The sequence below is a fragment of the Klebsiella sp. 10 genome (genome assembly GCF_018223925.1).
Classification (GTDB): Bacteria; Pseudomonadota; Gammaproteobacteria; order Enterobacterales; family Enterobacteriaceae; genus Klebsiella; species Klebsiella pneumoniae.
Genome location: NZ_JAGRRB010000011.1, coordinates 130600 through 149762, shown reverse-complemented (window position 1 = coordinate 149762; position 19163 = coordinate 130600). Strand labels below are relative to the sequence as shown.

The window sequence follows — 19163 nt, the reverse complement described above, 5'->3', positions numbered from 1 at the left end:
GGCTGCGAGGCGACCCTCGCAAAACCCGGCCTGCAGTTTACTTCTTGTGGGGACGAATTACCGGAGCCGCTTTGTCCAGCACGCCGTTAACGAACTTGTGGCTATCTTCAGCGCCGAAGGTTTTCGCCAGTTCGATAGCTTCATTGATGGCCACTTTATACGGTACGTCATCACGTTTGGACAGCTCAAACAGCGCGATACGCAGCACCGCTTTTTCAACCTGGCCCAGCTCTTCCAGCTGGCGGGACAGGTAGGGCTTCATCAGGCCGTCGAGGTACGCGCTGTTAGTCGCCACTCCGGACAGCAGTTCGCGGAAATACAGAACATCAACATCTTTTACGTCCTGTTCCGCCAGGAACTGGTATTCGACATCAGCGATGTCGTTGTGGGACAACTGCCAGGAGTAGAGCGCCTGAACGGCACACTCACGGGCGCGGCGACGAGCAGCAGGTTTCACGGAATTCCCCTTACAAAAATCAGGCCTTGATGGCTTTCAATACGTTAATCATTTCCAGCGCGGTCAGCGCAGCTTCTGCACCTTTGTTACCGGCTTTGGTGCCAGCGCGCTCAATGGCTTGTTCAATACTTTCAGTGGTCAGAACACCAAAGGCTACCGGGATTTCGCTGTCCTGAGCGACATGCGCCAGGCCATTGCTGGCACCGCCTGCCACATATTCAAAGTGGGCGGTACCGCCGCGAATCACCGTCCCCAGCGCGATCACCGCGTCATATTTACCGGTTTTCGCCAGTGCGCCAGCCGCCAGCGGCAGCTCATACGCGCCTGGAACCCAAACGACGGTGATGTTTTCATCTTTTACCTGACCAATGCGTTTCAGGGCGTCAATCGCGCCTTCCAGCAGGCTGTCATTGATAAAGTTGTTGAAACGCGCAATGGTGATGGCGACGCGAGCGTCCGGGGTAGCAACGTTAGCTTCAATAATGTTCATACTCTTCCTTCGGGTTCATGTGCCCCGCAAGGGGGGCGGATTTTATCATATTATTCTGAGCGCTGCTTCCTAATAATCAGGAAAGCCTCACGCAGTGGTTAAATGCAGGCAGACATCCGGGCCAACCTGACGTATCTCATTGAATTTAAAATGGGGGGCCTGGCTCAGCTCTTCAAGCCCCGGCAGCGCGCATAATCCACGCGCCGCATTGCCTAACAGTTTAGGCGCAATATAGACGATAAGCTCGTCGACCAGGCCCGCCTGCAGCAGCGCCCCGGCAAGCGTGGCCCCTGCCTCAACCCAGACGCTGTTGATCTGCTGTTTGCCGAGCAGCATCATCAGCAGCACCAGATCGAGATGGCCGTTATGCTCCGGAACCAGCAGCGTGCGGGCACTTTCCGGCCACTGCCGTTCATCGGCGCGCAGGCGGGCAAACAGCGTTTCCCCCGCCTGCTGCACAATACGATGCTCAGGCGTGACGCGGTTCTGGCTGTCGATAACGACGCGCAGCGGCTGGCGCAAATTCTCTTCGGGATAAAGCGCCTGGGTATCGGCGCTCAGCTCCTGCCAGCGCACGGTCAGCGCCGGATCGTCCGCCAGCACGGTGGCGCTGCTGGTCAGGATGGCATGGCTCTGGGCGCGCAGACGCTGCACGTCGCGTCGCGCCTGCGGGGAGGTGATCCACTGGCTTTCGCCGCTGGCCATCGCCGTGCGGCCGTCCAGCGAGGCGCCCAGCTTCAGCTGCACCCAGGGAAAACCGGTGCGCATCCGCTTCAGAAAGCCCTTATTCAGCGCTTCCGCTTCGTTCATCATCAGCCCATGGCTGACCTCAATGCCGGCCTGCTGCAGGCGATACAAACCGCGCCCCGCCACCTGCGGGTTCGGATCCTGCATCGCGGCGACCACGCGGCTGACGCCGGCGGCAATCAGCGCATCGCAGCATGGCGGCGTACGGCCATGGTGGCTGCAGGGCTCAAGAGTGACGTAGGCGGTGGCGCCGCGCGCCTTTTCGCCAGCCATGCGCAGGGCGTGCACTTCAGCATGCGGCTCGCCGGCGCGATAGTGAAACCCCTCGCCGACGATCTCGCCGTCTTTCACAATGACGCAGCCGACGTTAGGGTTAGGATGGGTAGTAAAGCGACCGCGCGCGGCAAGCTTCAGCGCACGCGCCATGTACATTTCGTCCTGCATGGCTTAGTCCTGTAAGCGGGCGATCTCTTCGCCGAATTCTTTAATATCTTCGAAGCTGCGATAGACCGACGCGAAGCGAATATAGGCGACTTTATCCAGCTTTTTCAGCTGCTCCATCACCAGGTTGCCGATCATTTTGCTGGCCACTTCGCGCTCGCCGGTGCCGCGCAGATGAGTCTTGATATGGTTGACCGCCATTTCCACGTCGTCGGCGCTAACCGGACGTTTCTCCAGCGCTTTCAGCATCCCGCTGCGCAGCTTGTCTTCGTTGAAGGGTTCGCGCACATCGTTACTCTTCACCACCCGCGGCATCACCAGCTCCGCCACTTCGAAGGTGGTAAAGCGTTCGTTACAGACCAGGCACTGCCGACGGCGACGCACGGAAGAGCCTTCCCCCACCAGACGAGAGTCGATCACTTTGGTATCCACGGCGAAACAGAAAGGGCAATGCATAGCGCGTCCTGACAGGTAGTTAAACTGAAGAGTAGTTTACCGCGAAGTGACCGGACTACAAAGAAAGAGCTTTTGAGACAAAGGATCTATGGGAGATGAGGCCGGTTTGGCTACCATTAAGCATCCTCTGTAAACGGAATCCTGACCATGACAAGACGTTACCTGAAGCTCGCCATCGCGGGCTGCCTGTTCACCCTGACCGCCTGCGCCCAGCAAAGCGAAATCCGCCAGATGCACCAGAGCGTGAGTACGCTGAGCCAGGAGATGACCCAGCTCAACCAGCAAACGATCAAAATCACCCAGCAAAACGCGCTGAACGCCAAATCCACCCGCGGCGTCTATCTGCTGCCGGAGGCCAAGACCCCGGCGCGGCTGGAGAGCCAGATCGGCACCCTGCGCATGTCGGTGGGCAGTATTACCCCGGATGGCGATGGGTCACGCCTGACCTTACGCATTCAGGGCGAATCCAACGATCCGCTGCCGGCCTTTACCGCCACCGTCGCTTCCGGACAGATCACCGGCACCACCCACAGCTATCAGGAAGTCAATGTTCAGGATCAGCTGATTAGCGCGCCGGCCAGCACCCTCGCCCCCAGCGATGTCGATATCCCGTTGCGCCTCAATGTAACGCCAGATAAAGTCGGTTTTATTCGCGTACACGATATCCAGCCCGCCGCCGCCCAGTAAGCCTTCAGCCGGGCCTGCCCCGCCCGGCTACCTCCTGCCCTGTCTTTCTTATCCACTTACAACTTTTCGCAAGAGTTCATTAGAAATCGTTCTGCAGCGCGATTTTCAGTAGCATTTTGTCAAGAAATGCATAGAATCGTGAACGCAATCGATTACGCATGTTCTGGTTATGTGAAACAACACGTATTTTTGTGAGCAATGATTCCTATAATAGACCCCCACAGAAAGACGAAATATTTAGAAACGCTTCGGCACTTCTTTTAACGCCTTCAGGCTCAATTTAAACAGTGGCATTACTATGAAAAAAACATTACTGGCAGCGGGTGCGGTTGTGGCGCTCTCCACTACTTTTGCCGCGGGCGCGGCAGAAAACGACAAACCGCAGTATCTGTCTGACTGGTGGCACCAGAGTGTTAACGTGGTGGGCAGCTACCACACCCGTTTTGGACCGCAGATCCGTAACGATACCTACCTGGAATACGAAGCGTTCGCCAAAAAAGACTGGTTTGATTTCTACGGCTATATCGATGCCCCGGTATTCTTCGGCGGCAACAGCACGGCAAAAGGTATCTGGAACAAAGGTTCCCCGCTGTTTATGGAGATCGAACCGCGTTTCTCTATCGATAAGCTGACCAATACCGACCTGAGCTTCGGGCCGTTCAAAGAATGGTATTTCGCCAACAACTATATCTACGATATGGGCCGCAACGACTCCCAGGAGCAGAGCACCTGGTATATGGGTCTGGGTACCGATATCGATACCGGCCTGCCAATGAGCCTGTCGCTGAACGTCTACGCCAAGTACCAGTGGCAGAACTACGGCGCCTCCAACGAAAACGAATGGGACGGCTATCGCTTCAAAGTGAAATACTTTGTGCCGCTGACCGACCTGTGGGGCGGTTCGCTGAGCTACATCGGCTTCACCAACTTCGACTGGGGTTCTGACCTCGGCGATGACAACTTCTACGATCTGAACGGGAAGCACGCGCGCACCAGCAACTCTATCGCCTCCAGCCACATCCTGGCGCTGAACTACGCGCACTGGCACTACTCTATCGTCGCCCGTTACTTCCATAACGGCGGCCAGTGGGCTGATGATGCGAAGCTGAACTTCGGCGATGGTCCGTTCAGCGTTCGCTCGACAGGCTGGGGTGGTTACTTCGTGGTCGGCTACAACTTCTGATTGCTGAAACAGCAAGACAGCGCCCGGGCCGCAGCTCCTGCTGCCCGGGCTTTTTTATTTCTCCCGCACCTCGCACCGGACCTTGCGCAGAAAATCGCTTAACGAGCGGTCGGCGCACTCGCTGAATCGACGTTCGGTCCTTCTGACCTCCAGGCAACGATCGAGGCGAAAATTGCGGTAATCATTGCGCAGTTCGCACCAGGCCACCAGCAGCCAGCGTTCGCCCCAGAAAAACAGCCCCAGGGGCAGCACTTCACGCCACGTCACCTGACCGGATTCATCCTGGTAGTGAAGCTGTAATACCTGCTGATTGGATACGGCCTGGTGGATAACGTCAAAATGGGTTTTAGCATAGCGATGCGCGCCAAGGTCAGGGGCAAACAGGCGAGTCTGCTCCGCCTGGCGCCGACGCGCCTCCGGCAGGATCGCCAGCATTTTTTCCTGGGCGGACTCCAGCGACTGCGACAGCGCCTCACCGCCCCAGGTTTTTAACAGCCGAATCGCAGCGATCAGCGCCTCGGACTCTTTGGTGGTCAGCATCAGCGGCGGCAGATCGTAGCCCGCCAGCAGCCGGTAGCCGCTGCCCGCTTCGCCCTCCACCGGTACGCCGGAGAGGGAGAGATCGCGAATATCGCGATAGACGGTACGCTCCGACACGCCCAGCCGCTCCGCCAGCAGCGCGGCGGTAGTGAGCCGCCTGCCGCGCAGGATCTGCACAATCTGAAATAAACGGTCGGCGCGTCGGGTCATGTCTCACTTCACAAAAGTTAAGGTTAAGCCGGCTGGTGCAGGCCGACGCGGTTGCCCTCGCTGTCGGTAAACAGGGCGATGGTGCCAATATCATTCGGCAGCGTCAGCGGGCCGAAGACACAGGCCCCACCCGCCGAGGCAACGCGCTCCAGCGTGGCGGCAAGATGATCAGTATGCAGATAAATAATAGCGCCCTGCGCCGAGGGCGCGATACCTTCAAATTTGGCCAGCGCGCCGCCGGGGGCCGGATCCTGATGCGGGAACACCGCCAGCTCGGCGCAGTCCATGGTTTCGCGACGCAGCGACACTTGCATCACCGGCTCATAAAACGCGACGGCGCGATCCATATCGGCGACCGGAATTTCAAACCAGTTAATCACGTTGTTCATACTTCCTCCTGCTCGTTAGTGAGTTCAGAGGCAGTGTATGGGAGGGCTCCTGACAGCATACTGTCAGCAGGTTTTGTCGCGGGCAAAAAAATCCCGGCCGCAAGGGCCGGGATTGCTTTATCTCAACTGAACTCTATTACGGCAGAATGGACGGCTGATCCGCCCCTTCTTTTTCGACCTTCTGCTGGATCAGATGCTCGCGCTTCATGCCCAGCTTCAACGCCAGCGCGGACGCGACGTAGATAGAAGAAGCCGTACCGATGGAAACACCGATCAGCATGGTCAGCGAGAAGCCTTCCAGAATCGGGCCGCCGAACAGGAACAGCATCAGGATCACCATCAAAGTGGTACCAGAGGTGATCAAGGTACGGTGCAGCGTCTGGGTCAACGACACGTTAAAGATCTCGTACGGCGTACCGCGGCGGATCTTACGGAAGTTTTCACGGATACGGTCCGATACCACGATACTGTCGTTCAGCGAGTAGCCGATAACCGACATCAACGAGGCCACGATGGTCAGGTCGATCTCGATATGGAACAGCGACAGCACGCCCATGGTGATCACCACGTCGTGCGCCAGGGCGATAACCACCCCGGCGGCCAGACGCCATTCGAAGCGGAAGCCGACGTAGATCAGGATACAGACCAGCGCCGCAATCAGCGCCAGGGCGCCGGTTTGCGCGAGGTCCGCGCCGACGCTCGGGCCGACAAACTCAATACGCTTCACTGCCGCATTCTGGCTGGTCGATTCGTTAATCACCGTCACGACCTTGCTGCCCAGCTCCTGGCTGCCGTTGGCGTCATGCACCGGCGGCATACGTACCATGATGTCGCGGCTGCTGCCAAAGTTCTGCACCTGGGGCTCTTCAAAGCCCGCTTTCTGCAGGGAATCGCGCATCTGGTCCAGATCGACCGGTTTCTCAAGGGTAATTTCAATCACCGTACCGCCGGTGAAATCGAGCCCCCAGTTAAACCCGCGAACGCCGATGATGGCGATCGACACAATCAGCAGAAAACCTGAAATGCCGAAGGCCCAGTAGTCCCAGCGCATAAAGTCCCAGACTTTACGGCCGTGGTTCAATTGTTCAACAGTATATTCCTGTGCCACAACGCACTCCTCAGATAGACAGCTTTTTAACGCGCTTGCCGCCGTACAGCAGGTTCACGATGGCACGGGTGCCGACGATAGCGGTAAACATTGAGGTCGCGATACCGATACCGGTGGTAATCGCAAACCCTTTAATGGCACCGGTACCGACCGCGTACAGGATGATCACTTTGATAAGCGTCGTCACGTTGGCGTCGAAGATCGAGCTGAACGCGCCGCGATAACCTTCGTCAATCGCCTGCTGAACGGTACGCCCGTTGCTCAGCTCTTCTTTGATACGCTCGTTGATCAGAACGTTAGCATCGACCGCCACCGCCAGGGTTAACACGATACCCGCGATGCCCGGCATGGTCAGCGTCGCCCCCGGGATCAGGGACATAATGCCGACAATCAGTATCAGGTTGGCAATCAGCGCCGAGGTCGCAATCAGGCCGAACTTCTTATAGAAGAGGATCATGAACAGGATAGAGACCACCAGACCGGCCAGACAGGCTTCCAGACCCTGCTTGATGTTCTGCATTCCCAGGGTTGGGCCGATAGTCCGCTCTTCGACGATCTGAATCGGCGCAATCAGCGCGCCGGCACGCAGCAGCAGCGACAGCTGACGCGCTTCGTTCGGATTGCTGATACCGGTGATACGGAAGCTGTTACCCAGACGCGACTGGATGTTGGCGATGTTAATCACCTCTTCCTCTTTCGCCAGGATAGCGCGACCGTTAGCGTCTTTCTTACCGCTGTCTTTATACTCCACGAACAGGGTCGCCATCGGCTTGCCGATGTTGTCCTTAGTGAAGTTAGACATGATGTTACCGCCCGCGCTGTCCAGCGAGATGTTAACCTGCGGCTGGTTGTACTCATCCATGCTGGAGGTCGAGTCGGTGATATGGTCCCCGGTCAGGATCACCCGCTTGTACAGCACTACCGGCTGGCCTTCACGCGTCTGCTTCACTTCCGAGTCGCCCGGCACGCGGCCAGAGGCGGCGGCGGACTGGTCCACGTTAGTATTGACCAGACGGAACTCGAGGGTCGCGGTCGCGCCAAGGATTTCCTTCGCACGCGCGGTATCCTGGATACCCGGCAGCTCAACCACGATGCGGTCAGCGCCCTGACGCTGAACCAGCGGCTCGGCGACGCCCAGCTGGTTCACACGGTTACGCAGGATATTAATGTTCTGCTGAACCGCGTACTCACGGGCTTCTTTCAGGCGCTCATCGGTCATCACCGCTTTCAGGCTGTTGTCACCCTGAGAGGAAATAACCAGATCGCGATGGCGAGGGCTGAGATAAGAGATAGCCTGGTCGCGCGCCGCGCTGTCGCGGAAGACGATGCTCAGACCGTAGTTGTCTTCTTTACGCACGGTCGCGTAAGGAATGCCTTTGTCGCGCAGCTCGCTGCGCAGGCTATCGATGTTCTGTTCCTGCAGTTTGCCTAACGCGGTGTCCATGTCGACTTCCATCAGGAAGTGCACGCCGCCGCGCAGATCAAGACCCAGCTTCATCGGCTCGGCATAGAGCGCCGCCAGCCAGCGTGGGGTTGCCGGAGCAAGGTTCAGCGCCACGACGTATTTGTCACCCAGCACGTTAAGCAGCGCTTCGCGCGCGCGCAGCTGGGTATCAGTGGTGTCGAAGCGCGCAAGAATAGCGCCCTCTTCCAGTGCCACAGACTTCGCGGTTATTTTTTCTTCTTGTAAAGTTTTCTGGACCTGGATCAGCGTTTGCTCACTGGCGGCGACGCCGCGCGCGCCAGTGATTTGAACAGCCGGATCCTCACCATACAGGTTGGGAAGCGCATAGATCAGGCCGACGACAATGACGACGACCAGCATGACGTACTTCCACAAAGGATAACGGTTTAACACGGCAGTTCCCTTTGGGAAAAGTTAGATTACAGCGCCTTCATGGTGCCTTTCGGCAGAACGGCAGCAACGAAGTCACGTTTGATAACCACTTCAGTGGTATCGTTCAGCGCGATAGCAATGTAGCCAGTTTCCGCTACTTTGGTCACGCGACCGACCAGACCGCCGTTGGTCAGCACTTCATCACCTTTGGCGATGGAGTTCATCAGGTTCTTATGTTCCTTGGTGCGCTTCTGCTGTGGACGCAGGATCATGAAGTAAAAAATCAGACCGAACACCACCAGCATCAGAATCAGAGACATCGGGCTGCCCTGCGCCGGTGCACCCGTTGCCGCTACCGCATCAGAAATAAAAAAGCTCATTGAAATTCCCTCATTATTAAAATTAATCAACGTTCAAAGGAGGCACGGTGCGCCCCTGACGTTGGTAAAAATCGGTCACGAAGCTCTCTAATTTACCCTCTTCGATAGCCTTGCGTAAACCAGCCATTAAACGCTGATAGTAGCGCAGGTTATGAATGGTATTGAGACGCGCGCCCAATATTTCGTTGCAACGGTCGAGGTGATGCAAGTAAGCGCGTGAATAATTGCGACATGTATAGCAATCACACTCGGCGTCCAGCGGCGCGGTATCGCTTTTGTGCTTCGCGTTGCGGATTTTCACCACGCCGTCGGTGACGAACAGGTGGCCGTTACGCGCGTTGCGCGTCGGCATGACGCAGTCGAACATATCGATACCGCGACGTACCCCTTCCACCAGATCTTCCGGCTTCCCGACGCCCATCAGGTATCGTGGTTTATCGGCCGGGATCTGCGGGCAGACGTGCTCCAGAATACGGTGCATGTCTTCCTTCGGCTCACCAACCGCCAAACCGCCGACAGCGTAGCCATCAAAGCCAATCTCTACCAGACCTTTCACCGAGATATCGCGTAAATCTTCGTAAACGCTACCCTGAATAATGCCGAACAGCGCATTTTTATTGCCAAGGCTATCGAAACGGTCGCGGCTGCGCTTCGCCCAGCGCAGAGACATCTCCATTGAGCGCTTGGCGTAATCCCAGTCCGCCGGGTACGGCGTACATTCGTCGAAGATCATCACGATGTCAGAGCCGAGATCGTACTGAATCTCCATCGATTTTTCCGGATCGAGGAAAATCGGATCGCCGTTGATCGGATTGCGGAAGTGGACGCCCTGCTCGGTGATCTTACGGATATCGCCAAGGCTGAACACCTGGAAACCGCCGGAGTCGGTCAGGATCGGTCCTTTCCACTGCATAAAATCGTGCAGATCGCCGTGCAGCTTCATGATCTCCTGACCCGGGCGCAGCCACAGGTGGAAGGTGTTGCCGAGAATAATCTGCGCGCCGGTGGCTTCCACCTCTTCCGGCGTCATCCCTTTGACGGTGCCGTAGGTGCCAACGGGCATAAAGGCCGGTGTTTCCACCACGCCGCGCTCAAACACCAGGCGACCGCGGCGGGCGCGACCGTCGGTGGTATCCAGTTCAAATTTCATGCTTGCTCCTGCGTCAGAAAAACAGTCCGACGTTTTCATACTCGCCACGGAATGATTCCGTAGCTAAAAAATGCGTTATGGCGTCTACAAGCCGGCGTACCGGCCTTTTCAGGGACGCTCAGAAATAGCCTGCGGATTGTACGTGATAAACATCGCATCCCCGTAGCTAAAAAAGCGATATTTCTGCTCAACCGCCACCTTATAGGCGTTCATGGTGTGCTGATAACCCGCAAACGCCGACACCAGCATAATCAGGGTGGATTCAGGGAGATGGAAGTTAGTCACCAGCGCATCGATCACCTGGTACTGATAACCCGGGTAGATGAAAATCTGCGTATCGTCGAAGAACGGCGCGATCAGCGCGTCTTTCGCCGCCTGCGCCGCGCTCTCCAGCGAACGTACCGAGGTGGTGCCCACCGCGATCACGCGGTTGCCGCGCGCTTTCGCCGCCAGCACCGCATCGACCACCTCCTGCGGCACTTCAGCATATTCGGAGTGCATGGTGTGCTCTTCAATGCTGTCGACGCGCACCGGCTGGAAGGTGCCCGCGCCCACATGCAGGGTGACAAACGCCATCTCAACGCCTTTGGCGCGCAGTTTGTCCAGCAGCGGTTCGTCGAAATGCAAACCGGCGGTCGGGGCGGCTACCGCGCCCGGCCTGGTGCCATAGACGGTTTGATAGAGCTCGCGGTCGGCGTCTTCGTCCGGGCGGTCAATATAGGGCGGCAGCGGCATATGGCCGATCCCGTTAAGGATCTCCAGCACCGGGCGCTCGTCGTTAAACTCCACTTCAAACAGCGCGCCATGACGCGCCAGCATCGTGGCCTTAATGCTCTCGTCATCGCCCAGCAGCAGCTCGGCGCCCGGCTTCGGCGCTTTTGAGGCGCGAATATGGGCCAGAATGCGCTTATCATCCAGCATCCTCTCCACCAGCACTTCAATCTTGCCGCCGCTGGCCTTACGACCGAACAGACGCGCCGGGATCACCCGGGTGTTGTTAAACACCAGCAGATCGCCGGGATTAAGCTTATCGAGAATGTCGGTGAAGGTGCCATGCGTCAGCGCGCCCGTCGGCCCGTCCAGGGAGAGCAAGCGACAGCTACTGCGCTCAGGCATCGGATAGTGGGCGATCAGAGATTCGGGTAGTTCAAAAGCAAAATCGGTAACGCGCATGACGGTAACTCAGACTGAATAAAGAGGCGGGTAGTCTAGTGCCGGGGCGGTCTGGCTGCAACCTTTACCCCTCCGGATGAATGACATAATCTATATTCCAAATCATTCCGAATGCCGCCATGCGGCAACCGAATGCCTTACCGGTGGCAAAGGTGCCGCGCGCGGCCAGACAGCATGCCATTCGGCCACCGAGGCGGCGTTCAGCGCAACATCGGTGTTTCCACCTGCCCGCTCGTATTTAAAGGATGTCGTTTTATGAATTTTCTCGCCCACCTGCACCTGGCCCATCTCGCCGACAGTTCGCTGCCCGGCAACCTGATGGCCGACTTCGTGCGCGGCAACCCGCAGGGCGACTATCCGGCGGAGATCATCGACGGCATCTTTATGCATCGGCGGATTGACGTGATGACTGACAACCTGGCGGAAGTCAAAGAGGCGCGGGAGTGGTTTCGCCCGCAGACCCGCCGCGTCGCCCCCATCACCCTCGACGTCATGTGGGATCATTTCCTGTCCCAGCACTGGACGCAGCTCTCCCCTGACCTGCCGCTGGACGAGTTCGTACGCTACGCCGAGCGGCAGATCGTCCCCATCCTGCCCGACTCGCCGCCCCGCTTCGTCAATCTCAATCAATATCTGTGGTCGGAGCGCTGGCTGGAGCGCTATCGGGAAATGGATTTTATTCAGCGCGTGCTGAACGGCATGGCCAGCCGCCGTCCACGTCTCGAGGCGCTACGCGACTCCTGGCAGGATCTGGATATCCATTACGACCGTCTGGAGACGCAGTTCTGGCGCTTTTATCCGCAGATGATGCGCCTGGCAGAAAACAAACAGCTGTAATAGCCACGTCATTGATAGGTAAAAGCTGGCTGAACGATTGTTAGCGCCTCTTTGTGTTATTGCCGGGCAGGCTCTATACTTGCCCGCGTTGCGTTCCAAATAACCTTAGTAATTACAGGAGAATCAAATGGTTCTGGTCACTCGTCAAGCGCCGGATTTTACTGCAGCCGCTGTGCTGGGTAATGGTGAGATCGTTGAGAAATTCAATTTCAAACAGCACACCAACGGTAAACCTACCGTTCTGTTCTTCTGGCCGATGGACTTCACCTTCGTGTGCCCGTCTGAGCTGATCGCGTTCGACAAACGTTACGAAGAATTCCAGAAACGCGGCGTGGAAGTGGTTGGCGTTTCCTTCGACTCCGAGTTCGTGCACAACGCATGGCGTAACACCCCGGTAGACCAGGGCGGTATCGGCCCGGTTAAATACGCGATGGTTGCTGACATCAAACGTGAAATCCAGAAAGCTTACGGTATTGAGCATCCGGACGAAGGCGTAGCGCTGCGCGGCTCCTTCCTGATCGACGCCAACGGCATCGTTCGTCATCAGGTGGTTAACGACCTGCCGCTGGGCCGTAACATCGACGAAATGCTGCGTATGGTTGACGCCCTGCAGTTCCACGAAGAGCACGGCGAAGTCTGCCCGGCGCAGTGGGAAAAAGGAAAAGAAGGTATGGCCGCCTCTCCGGAAGGCGTTGCAAAATACCTGACCGAAAACGTTTCCAGCCTGTAATCGGCACGCGTTTTAATAAAAGGCTCGCTCAGGCGGGCCTTTTTTGTTAGCGGCGTCAAAATTTAAGAAAATGACCCGCCGATATTTGTGACCAGCGATACACTTCTGGCGAAAAAATTCGCTCTACCTCTCACTTTTTCTCTGCCAAATTTCAGCGTCAAAATACAAAGCCTTCATAACAGACTGAAAAATATATAAATTATTTATATCGTTTTCTGCCGGTACTTTGCCGTCGATGTGATCCCCATCAATATTTAAAACCGCGGATGTGATCTCATCCATCATTTTCATCAATGTATTTGGTCATGATTTAACTCAGGAACAGGAATACGTTCAGGAGCTGAGGATGGAAATTATTTTTGACCCGTCGTTAATCGCCCTTAAGCAGAATATTTCCCGTGCGGAAGAAGCCATCGAACTGGCGGGTTCATTACTTGCCAGGCGCCAGATTTGCAGTGCCGAATATGTCAACGAGATGCTGACGGTATATGAAGATTTTGGCGCCGCCATCGTGATAGATGACGGGATTGCCATGCCGCATGCCCGCCCGGAAAAAGGGGCATTACAGACCGGGTTCTCACTTGTCACCACCGCCACGCCAATCTCCTTCGGCCACGATGAGTTCGATCCGGTTTCCGTGGTCATCGCGATCGCCGGCGCCGATGCTGACAGTCATATCAAAATGATCCAACTGATAGCCTCGCTGATCGAGTCAGATATTGTGACCTTTCTTCAGCAGGAAAATGACGTTAATTCAGTCTTACATTTCATTCAAAAACAAATGGAGTAGTCATTATGTTAGTTATCAGAACGGTTTGTGGTAACGGTATTGGCAGCTCATTGATGGCTGCGAATAATGTGAAAAAGATCTGTGACGAATTAGGCATCAAAGCGGACGTCGCCTCGGTCGATTTTGCTAACGCCGTCGGGGAAAAAGCCGACCTTTACGTCACGATAAAAGAACTGGCAAATCAATTTCCGGCCCACTGTCATGTCGCCATCATTCGCAGCTACGTCCATAAAGCGAAGATCGCCGAGGATATTACCGACGCGCTGATGAAAATTGCTGCGACTCACTCTTAATCAGCATAGAGGGAACGACCATGCAGGCTATTCTTAGTTTTTTAACGGAAATATTCAGTCAACCCGCCTTTTTAATGGGGCTTATCGCCTTTGTTGGTTTAGTGGCGCTGCGCTCCCCCGGTAACAAACTGCTTACCGGCACATTAAAGCCGATTTTAGGCTATTTGATGTTGAGCGCTGGGGCAGGCGTTATCGTTGCCAATCTCAATCCGCTGGGCGGTATTATCGAGGCCGGATTTAATATCCGCGGCGTTATTCCGAACAATGAAGCCATTGTCTCCGTCGCCCAGAAAATGCTGGGCGTGGAAACCATGAGTATTTTGCTGTTAGGCTTTATTTTCAACCTGATTATCGCCCGCTGTACCAAGTATAAATATATCTTTCTGACCGGCCATCATTCGTTCTTTCTCGCCTGCCTGTTCTCCGCCGTTCTGCAGGCGGCAGAGTTCCAGGGCTGGATGTTGATCCTGATCGGTGGATTCCTGTTGGGCTCATGGTCAGCCATCTCCCCGGCCATCGGTCAGCGTTACACCAGACAGGTAACCGAAGACGGCGGGATCGCCATGGGCCATTTCGGTTCTCTCGGCTACTACCTCTCGGCATGGATCGCCAGCCGGACCGGCAATCCGGCAAATTCCTTCGCCGATACCGAAATTTCAGAAAAGTGGGGCTTTCTGCGCGATACCACGGTCACCACCGGTATCGTGATGTTTGTTATCTACTTTGTCTGCAGCGCTGTCGCCGGGTCGGCGTACCTGAGCACCATCACCGACCAAAACATGCTGATCTTCTCGGTGCTGACCGGTCTGCAGTTCGCCGTTGGCGTAGCCATTGTCTATAACGGCGTGCGGCTGATCCTCGGCGATCTGGTGCCGGCGTTCCAGGGCATCAGCCAGAAGCTGATCCCGGACTCCATCCCGGCCGTTGACTGCGCGGTGTTCTTCACCTTTAGCCCCACCGCGGTGGTGGTGGGATTCATCAGCTCCTTTGTGGGCGGGCTGGTCGGGATGCTCTTGCTCGGCGGGCTGGGCATGGCGCTGATTATTCCCGGCATGGTCCCGCACTTCTTCTGCGGCGGCACGTCCGGCGTCTTCGCCGACAAACTGGGGGGGAAGCGCGGATGTATCATCGCCTCCTTTATCGGCGGGATCTTCCTCGCCTTCCTGCCGGCGATGCTGCTGCCGGCGCTCGGCAACCTCGGGTTTGAAAACAGCACCTTCGCCGATTTCGACTTCGCGGTATGGGGCATCATTATCGGGAATGCGTTCACCCAGTTTGGTCAGATCACTATCTATCTGATTTGTCTGGCGCTGCTCGTCGCGCTGCTGGCGCCTTTCTGCTTCCGTCACGTCCAGGTGGTGGGCAACACGCTCAGCTATGAGGAGCTGACGGCGAAGCAGAAAAATGAATAAGCGAGGTCATTTTTCCCGGCGGGAGGGCCACGCTTTCCGCCGCTGACAAATAATCAGGAGTGGTTATGGCTATTTTGTCCATTGGATTTGCTTGTTTCGATCAGTTTTTCTTTCTCAATGAATGGCCCCAGGAGAATACCAAAAACTTTTGTCATGATTTTATTGAAAGCGGCGGCGGTCCGGCGGCCAATGCGGCCTGGCTGCTGGGATTATGGGGCGAGGAGGTTTATTACATTGGTCATCTGCAGCAGGACCTTTACGGTCAGCGCATTATCGATGAGTTTGCCGAGGCGGGGGTGGATACCAGCCAGGTGGTTTTCTCCGATGACATGATCACCCCGCTGGCCTCGGTGCTGGTCAATCGCTTAACGGGTTCGCGGACAATTATTACCCGCAAGATGCAAACGCCGCCTTCCCTGACCTACGAGCAAAAGCTCAAACTGGACGACCTCGCCGAGCGACTGATTGCCAGCGAGGAGCCGGTTACCATTTTAATTGACGGCCATGAGGCGGAAATCAGTGAATATTTAATTAAGAAACTGCCCAACGCCAGGGTCGTGATGGACGGCGGGTCACTGCGCGCCAGCAATATTAAACTGGCGGCCTGGACTGACTATTTTGTAGTGAGCGAACATTTCGCCCGCGATTATATGAGCTATCGCTCGCTGAGCACCGAAGCAGAAATTAAAGCGGCCCTGATTGAGTTGAATAAAATTTGCCGCGGTGAAGCATTTATTACCCTTGGCGAAAAAGGCTGCGCTTTTTTAAAAAGCGGTATGCTGCAGATCGTCCCGTCCTGGCTGTGCAATGCCGTTGATACCACCGGCGCCGGGGATGTATTTCACGGCGCCTTCACCTATGGCGTCCATTACTCATGGCATATCGATAACATTATTTTATTTGCCAGCCTGACCGCCGCCATTTCTATTGAGAAAAAAGGGGTTCGGGAATCGATGCCGGACCTGGCGGTCGTCCACCACTCGTTAAATAGCTACGAGAGAAACTTAACGCAATATTTTGAAGAATAACTGCATTTAATAAATATCAAGAGGTGAATATGTTAGTGTCGATGAAGGACATGCTTCAGCATGCCCTGCGGGACGGCTACGCCGTCGGTCAGTTCAACATTAATAATCTGGAATGGGTCGGCGCCGTATTAAGCACCGCCCAGCAGTGCCGCTCACCGGTTATTTTGGGGGTGTCCGGCGGCACGGTTAAGCATATGCTCGGGTTAAAATGTATTCATGACATTGTGGTTAACGCCATGGAGTATTTGCATATTGATGTTCCGGTGGCGCTGCATCTGGATCATGGCACCTCCCGGGAGGCCTGCGAAGCGGCGATCGCCGCCGGCTTCAGTTCCATTATGTTTGATGGCTCGCATCTGCCGTTCAGGGAAAACCTGGCCATTACCCGCCACCTGGTGACGCTGGCCCACAGCAAAGGTATCTCTGTGGAGGCCGAACTGGGGACCATCGCCGGCAGTGAAGACGGCATTGTCAATTCCGAAGTCATCTACGCCGATCCGCAGGAGTGCTACACCCTGGTGACAGAAACCCAGGTGGATTGCCTCGCCGCCGCGCTGGGCTCCACCCATGGTCTGTATAAAGGTAAAGCCCGGCTGGGATTTACCGAGATGAAAGCCATTGCCGAGCAGGTGAAGGTTCCGCTGGTGCTGCATGGCGGCACCGGAATTGCCGATGAGGATATGCGCCGGGCGATTGCCTGCGGCACCGCCAAGATTAACGTTAATACCGAAAATATGTACGCCTGGTGCCAACAGGTGAAAGCAATTTTCGCCGCCGACACCGGGCACGATGTGAACGATCCGCGGAAAGTCATCGCCCAGGGACTGCAGCCGGTACGCGAGATGATTGCCCGCCGCATGGCGCTCTTTGGCTCAGAGCAGCGCTATTGACGCCGGGCCAGCGGCTGAAACCACCGCCCCGACGCTGCCGGGGCGGTGGTTTCAGGTATCAAAAGGCAAAGCAGGAGCAGCCCAGCACGCCCCAGAAGGCCTGCTCGTCAGAGACCGGAATCGACGACTTACGCGCAATATCATGCTGATGGCCGTGGACGCCACAGCTACCGCAGCACTGGTGCATCTGCACCATGGCGCCGATTTTAGCCGTCGCCGGCGGAGCGGAACGGTAATGGCCCGGGACCTTCACCACCGGCGACCACTCCGGCAGCACCGGAATAGGCGGCGGCGCCAGCGGCGAGAAGTGACCGGCGGCATAGACCACTTTGCCGTCAACCACCGTCAGCACCGACTCAATGCCTTTGATCTCCTCTTCCGCGACGCTGAAGTAGTCTTTCGACAGCACCACCAGATCGGCAAGCTGACCGGCGGCCAGACGGCCTTTCTTGCCCTGCTCGCTGGAGAACCAGGCGCTGCCCGCCGTCCACAGCTCCAGCGCGACATCGCGCGGCAGGCGGTTGGCGTCGTCATACATCGCCATCCCGCCAACGGTGCGCCCGGAGACCAGCCAGTACAGCGCGGTCCACGGGTTATAGCTGGCGACGCGGGTCGCATCGGTGCCCAGCCCCACCGGCACGTCCAGCGCCAGCATCTTTGCTACCGGCGGGGTATGTTTCACCGCCTCTTTGCCGTAGCGATCGACAAAATATTCGCCCTGGAAGGCCATCCGATGCTGCACCGCAATACCGCCCCCCAGCGCCTTCACCCGCTCAATGTTACGCTCGGTAATGGTCTCGGCATGATCGAAGAACCAGTGCAGGCCATTAAACGGGATATCGCGGTTCACCTTCTCAAACACGTCCAGCATCCGGCTGATGGACTCATCGTAGGTGGCATGCAGGCGGAACGGCCAGCGATGCTCCACCAGATGGCGTACCACCCGCTCCAGCTCATCCTCCATGCCTTGCGGCAGATCCGGCCGCGGCTGCAGGAAATCTTCAAAATCCGCCGCCGAAAATACCAGCATCTCGCCGGCGCCGTTGGCGCGATAGAAGTCAGTCCCCTGCCCCGGCTTCAGCATGTCGGTCCAGCGTTCGAAATCCTCCAGCTCCTGCTTCGGCCGCTGAGTAAACAGGTTGTAGGCGATGCGCACGGTCATCTGATCTTTCGCGTGCAGCTGTTCGATAATTTCGTAATCTTCCGGATAGTTCTGGAAGCCGCCGCCGGCGTCGATGGCGCTGGTCAGCCCCAGTCGGTTCAGCTCGCGCATAAATTGACGGGTGGAGTTCAGCTGCAAATCCAGCGGCAGCTTCGGCCCCTTGGCCAGCGTAGCGTAAAGGATCATGGCGTTCGGTTTAGCGATCAGCATCCCGGTCGGGTTGCCGTGGCTATCGCGGACGATCTCGCCGCCCGCCGGATCCGGCGTCTCTTTGCTATACCCCACGGCTTTCAGCGCCGCACGGTTCAACAGCGCGCGATCGTAGAGATGGAGCACAAACACCGGCGTATCAGGCGCCGCCTCGTTCAGCTCTTCCAGGGTCGGCATCCGCCGCTCGGCGAACTGAAATTCGCTCCAGCCGCCGACCACCCGCACCCACTGCGGGGACGGCGTGCGATCCGCCTGATCCTTCAGCATTCGCAGGGCATCCGCCAGCGAGGGGACGCCCTCCCAGCGGAGCTCAAGGTTGTAGTTCAACCCACCGCGGATCAGGTGCAGGTGAGAATCGTTGAGGCCCGGGATCACCGTATGCCCTTTGAGATCGACGATTTGCGTCCCCTCGGCGGCAAAGCTCATGATCCGATCGTGACTTCCGGTGGCAACAATTTTTCCGTCGGCGATGGCCACGGCTTCCGCCAGGGGATTCGCACGATCGAGGGTATGAATCTGACCGTGGGTCAGAATCAGTGTGGCAGTTTGCGACATAACGCACT

General features: G+C 56.8%; 23 protein-coding genes. 9 read left to right on the top strand and 14 right to left on the bottom strand.

The window, feature by feature from the left end:
- Positions 1 to 37 precede the first annotated feature (37 nt).
- The 4 genes from nusB to nrdR form a co-directional block, all read right to left on the bottom strand.
- Positions 38 to 457: a transcription antitermination factor NusB gene (gene nusB, locus KHQ26_RS12745; protein ID WP_002891356.1), complete on the bottom strand. Its 420-nt coding sequence runs from the start codon at positions 455 to 457 to the stop codon at positions 38 to 40.
- 19 nt (positions 458 to 476) lie between these two features.
- Positions 477 to 947, bottom strand: a complete 471-nt coding sequence (gene ribE, locus KHQ26_RS12740; RefSeq protein WP_001021161.1) for a 6,7-dimethyl-8-ribityllumazine synthase — start codon at positions 945 to 947, stop codon at positions 477 to 479.
- Between the two features lie 87 nt (positions 948 to 1034).
- Positions 1035 to 2138 carry a bifunctional diaminohydroxyphosphoribosylaminopyrimidine deaminase/5-amino-6-(5-phosphoribosylamino)uracil reductase RibD gene (gene ribD / locus KHQ26_RS12735; protein ID WP_004144650.1) on the bottom strand — a complete coding sequence of 368 codons (1104 nt, stop codon included), beginning with the start codon at positions 2136 to 2138 and terminating at the stop codon, positions 1035 to 1037.
- Between the two features lie 3 nt (positions 2139 to 2141).
- Entirely contained in the window at positions 2142 to 2591 is a 450-nt protein-coding gene (nrdR, locus tag KHQ26_RS12730; protein ID WP_002890417.1) for a transcriptional regulator NrdR, read from the bottom strand.
- Positions 2592 to 2738: 147 nt separating this feature from the next.
- Between nrdR and KHQ26_RS12725 the strand changes: the two genes are divergently transcribed.
- Positions 2739 to 3278 carry a DUF3251 domain-containing protein gene (locus KHQ26_RS12725; protein WP_002890414.1) on the top strand — a complete coding sequence of 180 codons (540 nt, stop codon included), beginning with the start codon at positions 2739 to 2741 and terminating at the stop codon, positions 3276 to 3278.
- 298 nt (positions 3279 to 3576) lie between these two features.
- Complete coding sequence (locus KHQ26_RS12720; RefSeq protein ID WP_002890412.1) at positions 3577 to 4461, top strand: nucleoside-specific channel-forming protein Tsx; 885 nt, start codon at positions 3577 to 3579, stop codon at positions 4459 to 4461.
- Positions 4462 to 4515: 54 nt separating this feature from the next.
- Here KHQ26_RS12720 and KHQ26_RS12715 read toward each other — a convergent pair whose 3' ends face one another.
- The 8 genes from KHQ26_RS12715 to KHQ26_RS12680 all read right to left on the bottom strand — a co-directional run bounded on the left by KHQ26_RS12715 (position 4516) and on the right by KHQ26_RS12680 (position 11429).
- Positions 4516 to 5211, bottom strand: a complete 696-nt coding sequence (locus KHQ26_RS12715; protein WP_004144646.1) for a helix-turn-helix transcriptional regulator — start codon at positions 5209 to 5211, stop codon at positions 4516 to 4518.
- Positions 5212 to 5234: 23 nt separating this feature from the next.
- Positions 5235 to 5600 carry a VOC family protein gene (locus KHQ26_RS12710; RefSeq protein ID WP_002890404.1) on the bottom strand — a complete coding sequence of 122 codons (366 nt, stop codon included), beginning with the start codon at positions 5598 to 5600 and terminating at the stop codon, positions 5235 to 5237.
- A 136-nt stretch (positions 5601 to 5736) separates the two neighbouring features.
- Positions 5737 to 6708 carry a protein translocase subunit SecF gene (secF, locus tag KHQ26_RS12705; RefSeq protein ID WP_002890403.1) on the bottom strand — a complete coding sequence of 324 codons (972 nt, stop codon included), beginning with the start codon at positions 6706 to 6708 and terminating at the stop codon, positions 5737 to 5739.
- A 10-nt stretch (positions 6709 to 6718) separates the two neighbouring features.
- Complete coding sequence (gene secD, locus KHQ26_RS12700) at positions 6719 to 8566, bottom strand: protein translocase subunit SecD (protein ID WP_002890400.1); 1848 nt, start codon at positions 8564 to 8566, stop codon at positions 6719 to 6721.
- A gap of 26 nt (positions 8567 to 8592) precedes the next feature.
- Positions 8593 to 8925, bottom strand: a complete 333-nt coding sequence (gene yajC, locus KHQ26_RS12695) for a preprotein translocase subunit YajC (protein ID WP_002890398.1) — start codon at positions 8923 to 8925, stop codon at positions 8593 to 8595.
- A gap of 22 nt (positions 8926 to 8947) precedes the next feature.
- Complete coding sequence (gene tgt / locus KHQ26_RS12690; RefSeq protein ID WP_002890395.1) at positions 8948 to 10075, bottom strand: tRNA guanosine(34) transglycosylase Tgt; 1128 nt, start codon at positions 10073 to 10075, stop codon at positions 8948 to 8950.
- Positions 10076 to 10183: 108 nt separating this feature from the next.
- Positions 10184 to 11248, bottom strand: a complete 1065-nt coding sequence (gene queA / locus KHQ26_RS12685) for a tRNA preQ1(34) S-adenosylmethionine ribosyltransferase-isomerase QueA (RefSeq protein WP_002890390.1) — start codon at positions 11246 to 11248, stop codon at positions 10184 to 10186.
- A 64-nt stretch (positions 11249 to 11312) separates the two neighbouring features.
- A complete protein-coding gene (locus tag KHQ26_RS12680; protein WP_004218831.1) occupies positions 11313 to 11429 on the bottom strand; it encodes a hypothetical protein in 117 nt (38 codons plus the stop codon).
- A 74-nt stretch (positions 11430 to 11503) separates the two neighbouring features.
- Between KHQ26_RS12680 and acpH the strand changes: the two genes are divergently transcribed.
- Together acpH and KHQ26_RS12670 are read left to right on the top strand one after the other, a co-directional pair.
- The gene (gene acpH, locus KHQ26_RS12675; protein WP_004177269.1) at positions 11504 to 12085 is read left to right on the top strand and encodes an ACP phosphodiesterase; all 582 of its coding nucleotides are present in this window, start codon (positions 11504 to 11506) and stop codon (positions 12083 to 12085) included.
- A 127-nt stretch (positions 12086 to 12212) separates the two neighbouring features.
- Positions 12213 to 12815, top strand: a complete 603-nt coding sequence (locus tag KHQ26_RS12670; protein WP_002890386.1) for a peroxiredoxin — start codon at positions 12213 to 12215, stop codon at positions 12813 to 12815.
- A gap of 123 nt (positions 12816 to 12938) precedes the next feature.
- On the opposite strand, the gene KHQ26_RS12665 is transcribed toward KHQ26_RS12670, so the two are convergent.
- Complete coding sequence (locus tag KHQ26_RS12665; protein ID WP_004893917.1) at positions 12939 to 13106, bottom strand: hypothetical protein; 168 nt, start codon at positions 13104 to 13106, stop codon at positions 12939 to 12941.
- Between the two features lie 55 nt (positions 13107 to 13161).
- Here KHQ26_RS12665 and KHQ26_RS12660 point away from each other — a divergent pair, with 55 nt between their 5' ends.
- The 5 genes from KHQ26_RS12660 to fba all read left to right on the top strand — a co-directional run bounded on the left by KHQ26_RS12660 (position 13162) and on the right by fba (position 17228).
- Positions 13162 to 13605, top strand: coding sequence for a PTS sugar transporter subunit IIA (locus tag KHQ26_RS12660; protein WP_002890380.1), 444 nt, complete (start codon positions 13162 to 13164; stop codon positions 13603 to 13605).
- 5 nt (positions 13606 to 13610) lie between these two features.
- Entirely contained in the window at positions 13611 to 13898 is a 288-nt protein-coding gene (locus tag KHQ26_RS12655) for a PTS sugar transporter subunit IIB (RefSeq protein ID WP_002890376.1), read from the top strand.
- Positions 13899 to 13918: 20 nt separating this feature from the next.
- On the top strand, positions 13919 to 15310 hold the full coding sequence (locus KHQ26_RS12650) for a PTS ascorbate transporter subunit IIC (RefSeq protein ID WP_004151345.1): 1392 nt from the start codon (positions 13919 to 13921) through the stop codon (positions 15308 to 15310).
- A 65-nt stretch (positions 15311 to 15375) separates the two neighbouring features.
- On the top strand, positions 15376 to 16338 hold the full coding sequence (locus tag KHQ26_RS12645) for a carbohydrate kinase family protein (protein ID WP_002890372.1): 963 nt from the start codon (positions 15376 to 15378) through the stop codon (positions 16336 to 16338).
- A 35-nt stretch (positions 16339 to 16373) separates the two neighbouring features.
- A complete protein-coding gene (fba, locus tag KHQ26_RS12640) occupies positions 16374 to 17228 on the top strand; it encodes a class II fructose-1,6-bisphosphate aldolase (protein ID WP_004218830.1) in 855 nt (284 codons plus the stop codon).
- Positions 17229 to 17286: 58 nt separating this feature from the next.
- On the opposite strand, the gene KHQ26_RS12635 is transcribed toward fba, so the two are convergent.
- A complete protein-coding gene (locus KHQ26_RS12635; RefSeq protein WP_004177270.1) occupies positions 17287 to 19155 on the bottom strand; it encodes an amidohydrolase in 1869 nt (622 codons plus the stop codon).
- Positions 19156 to 19163 lie beyond the last annotated feature (8 nt).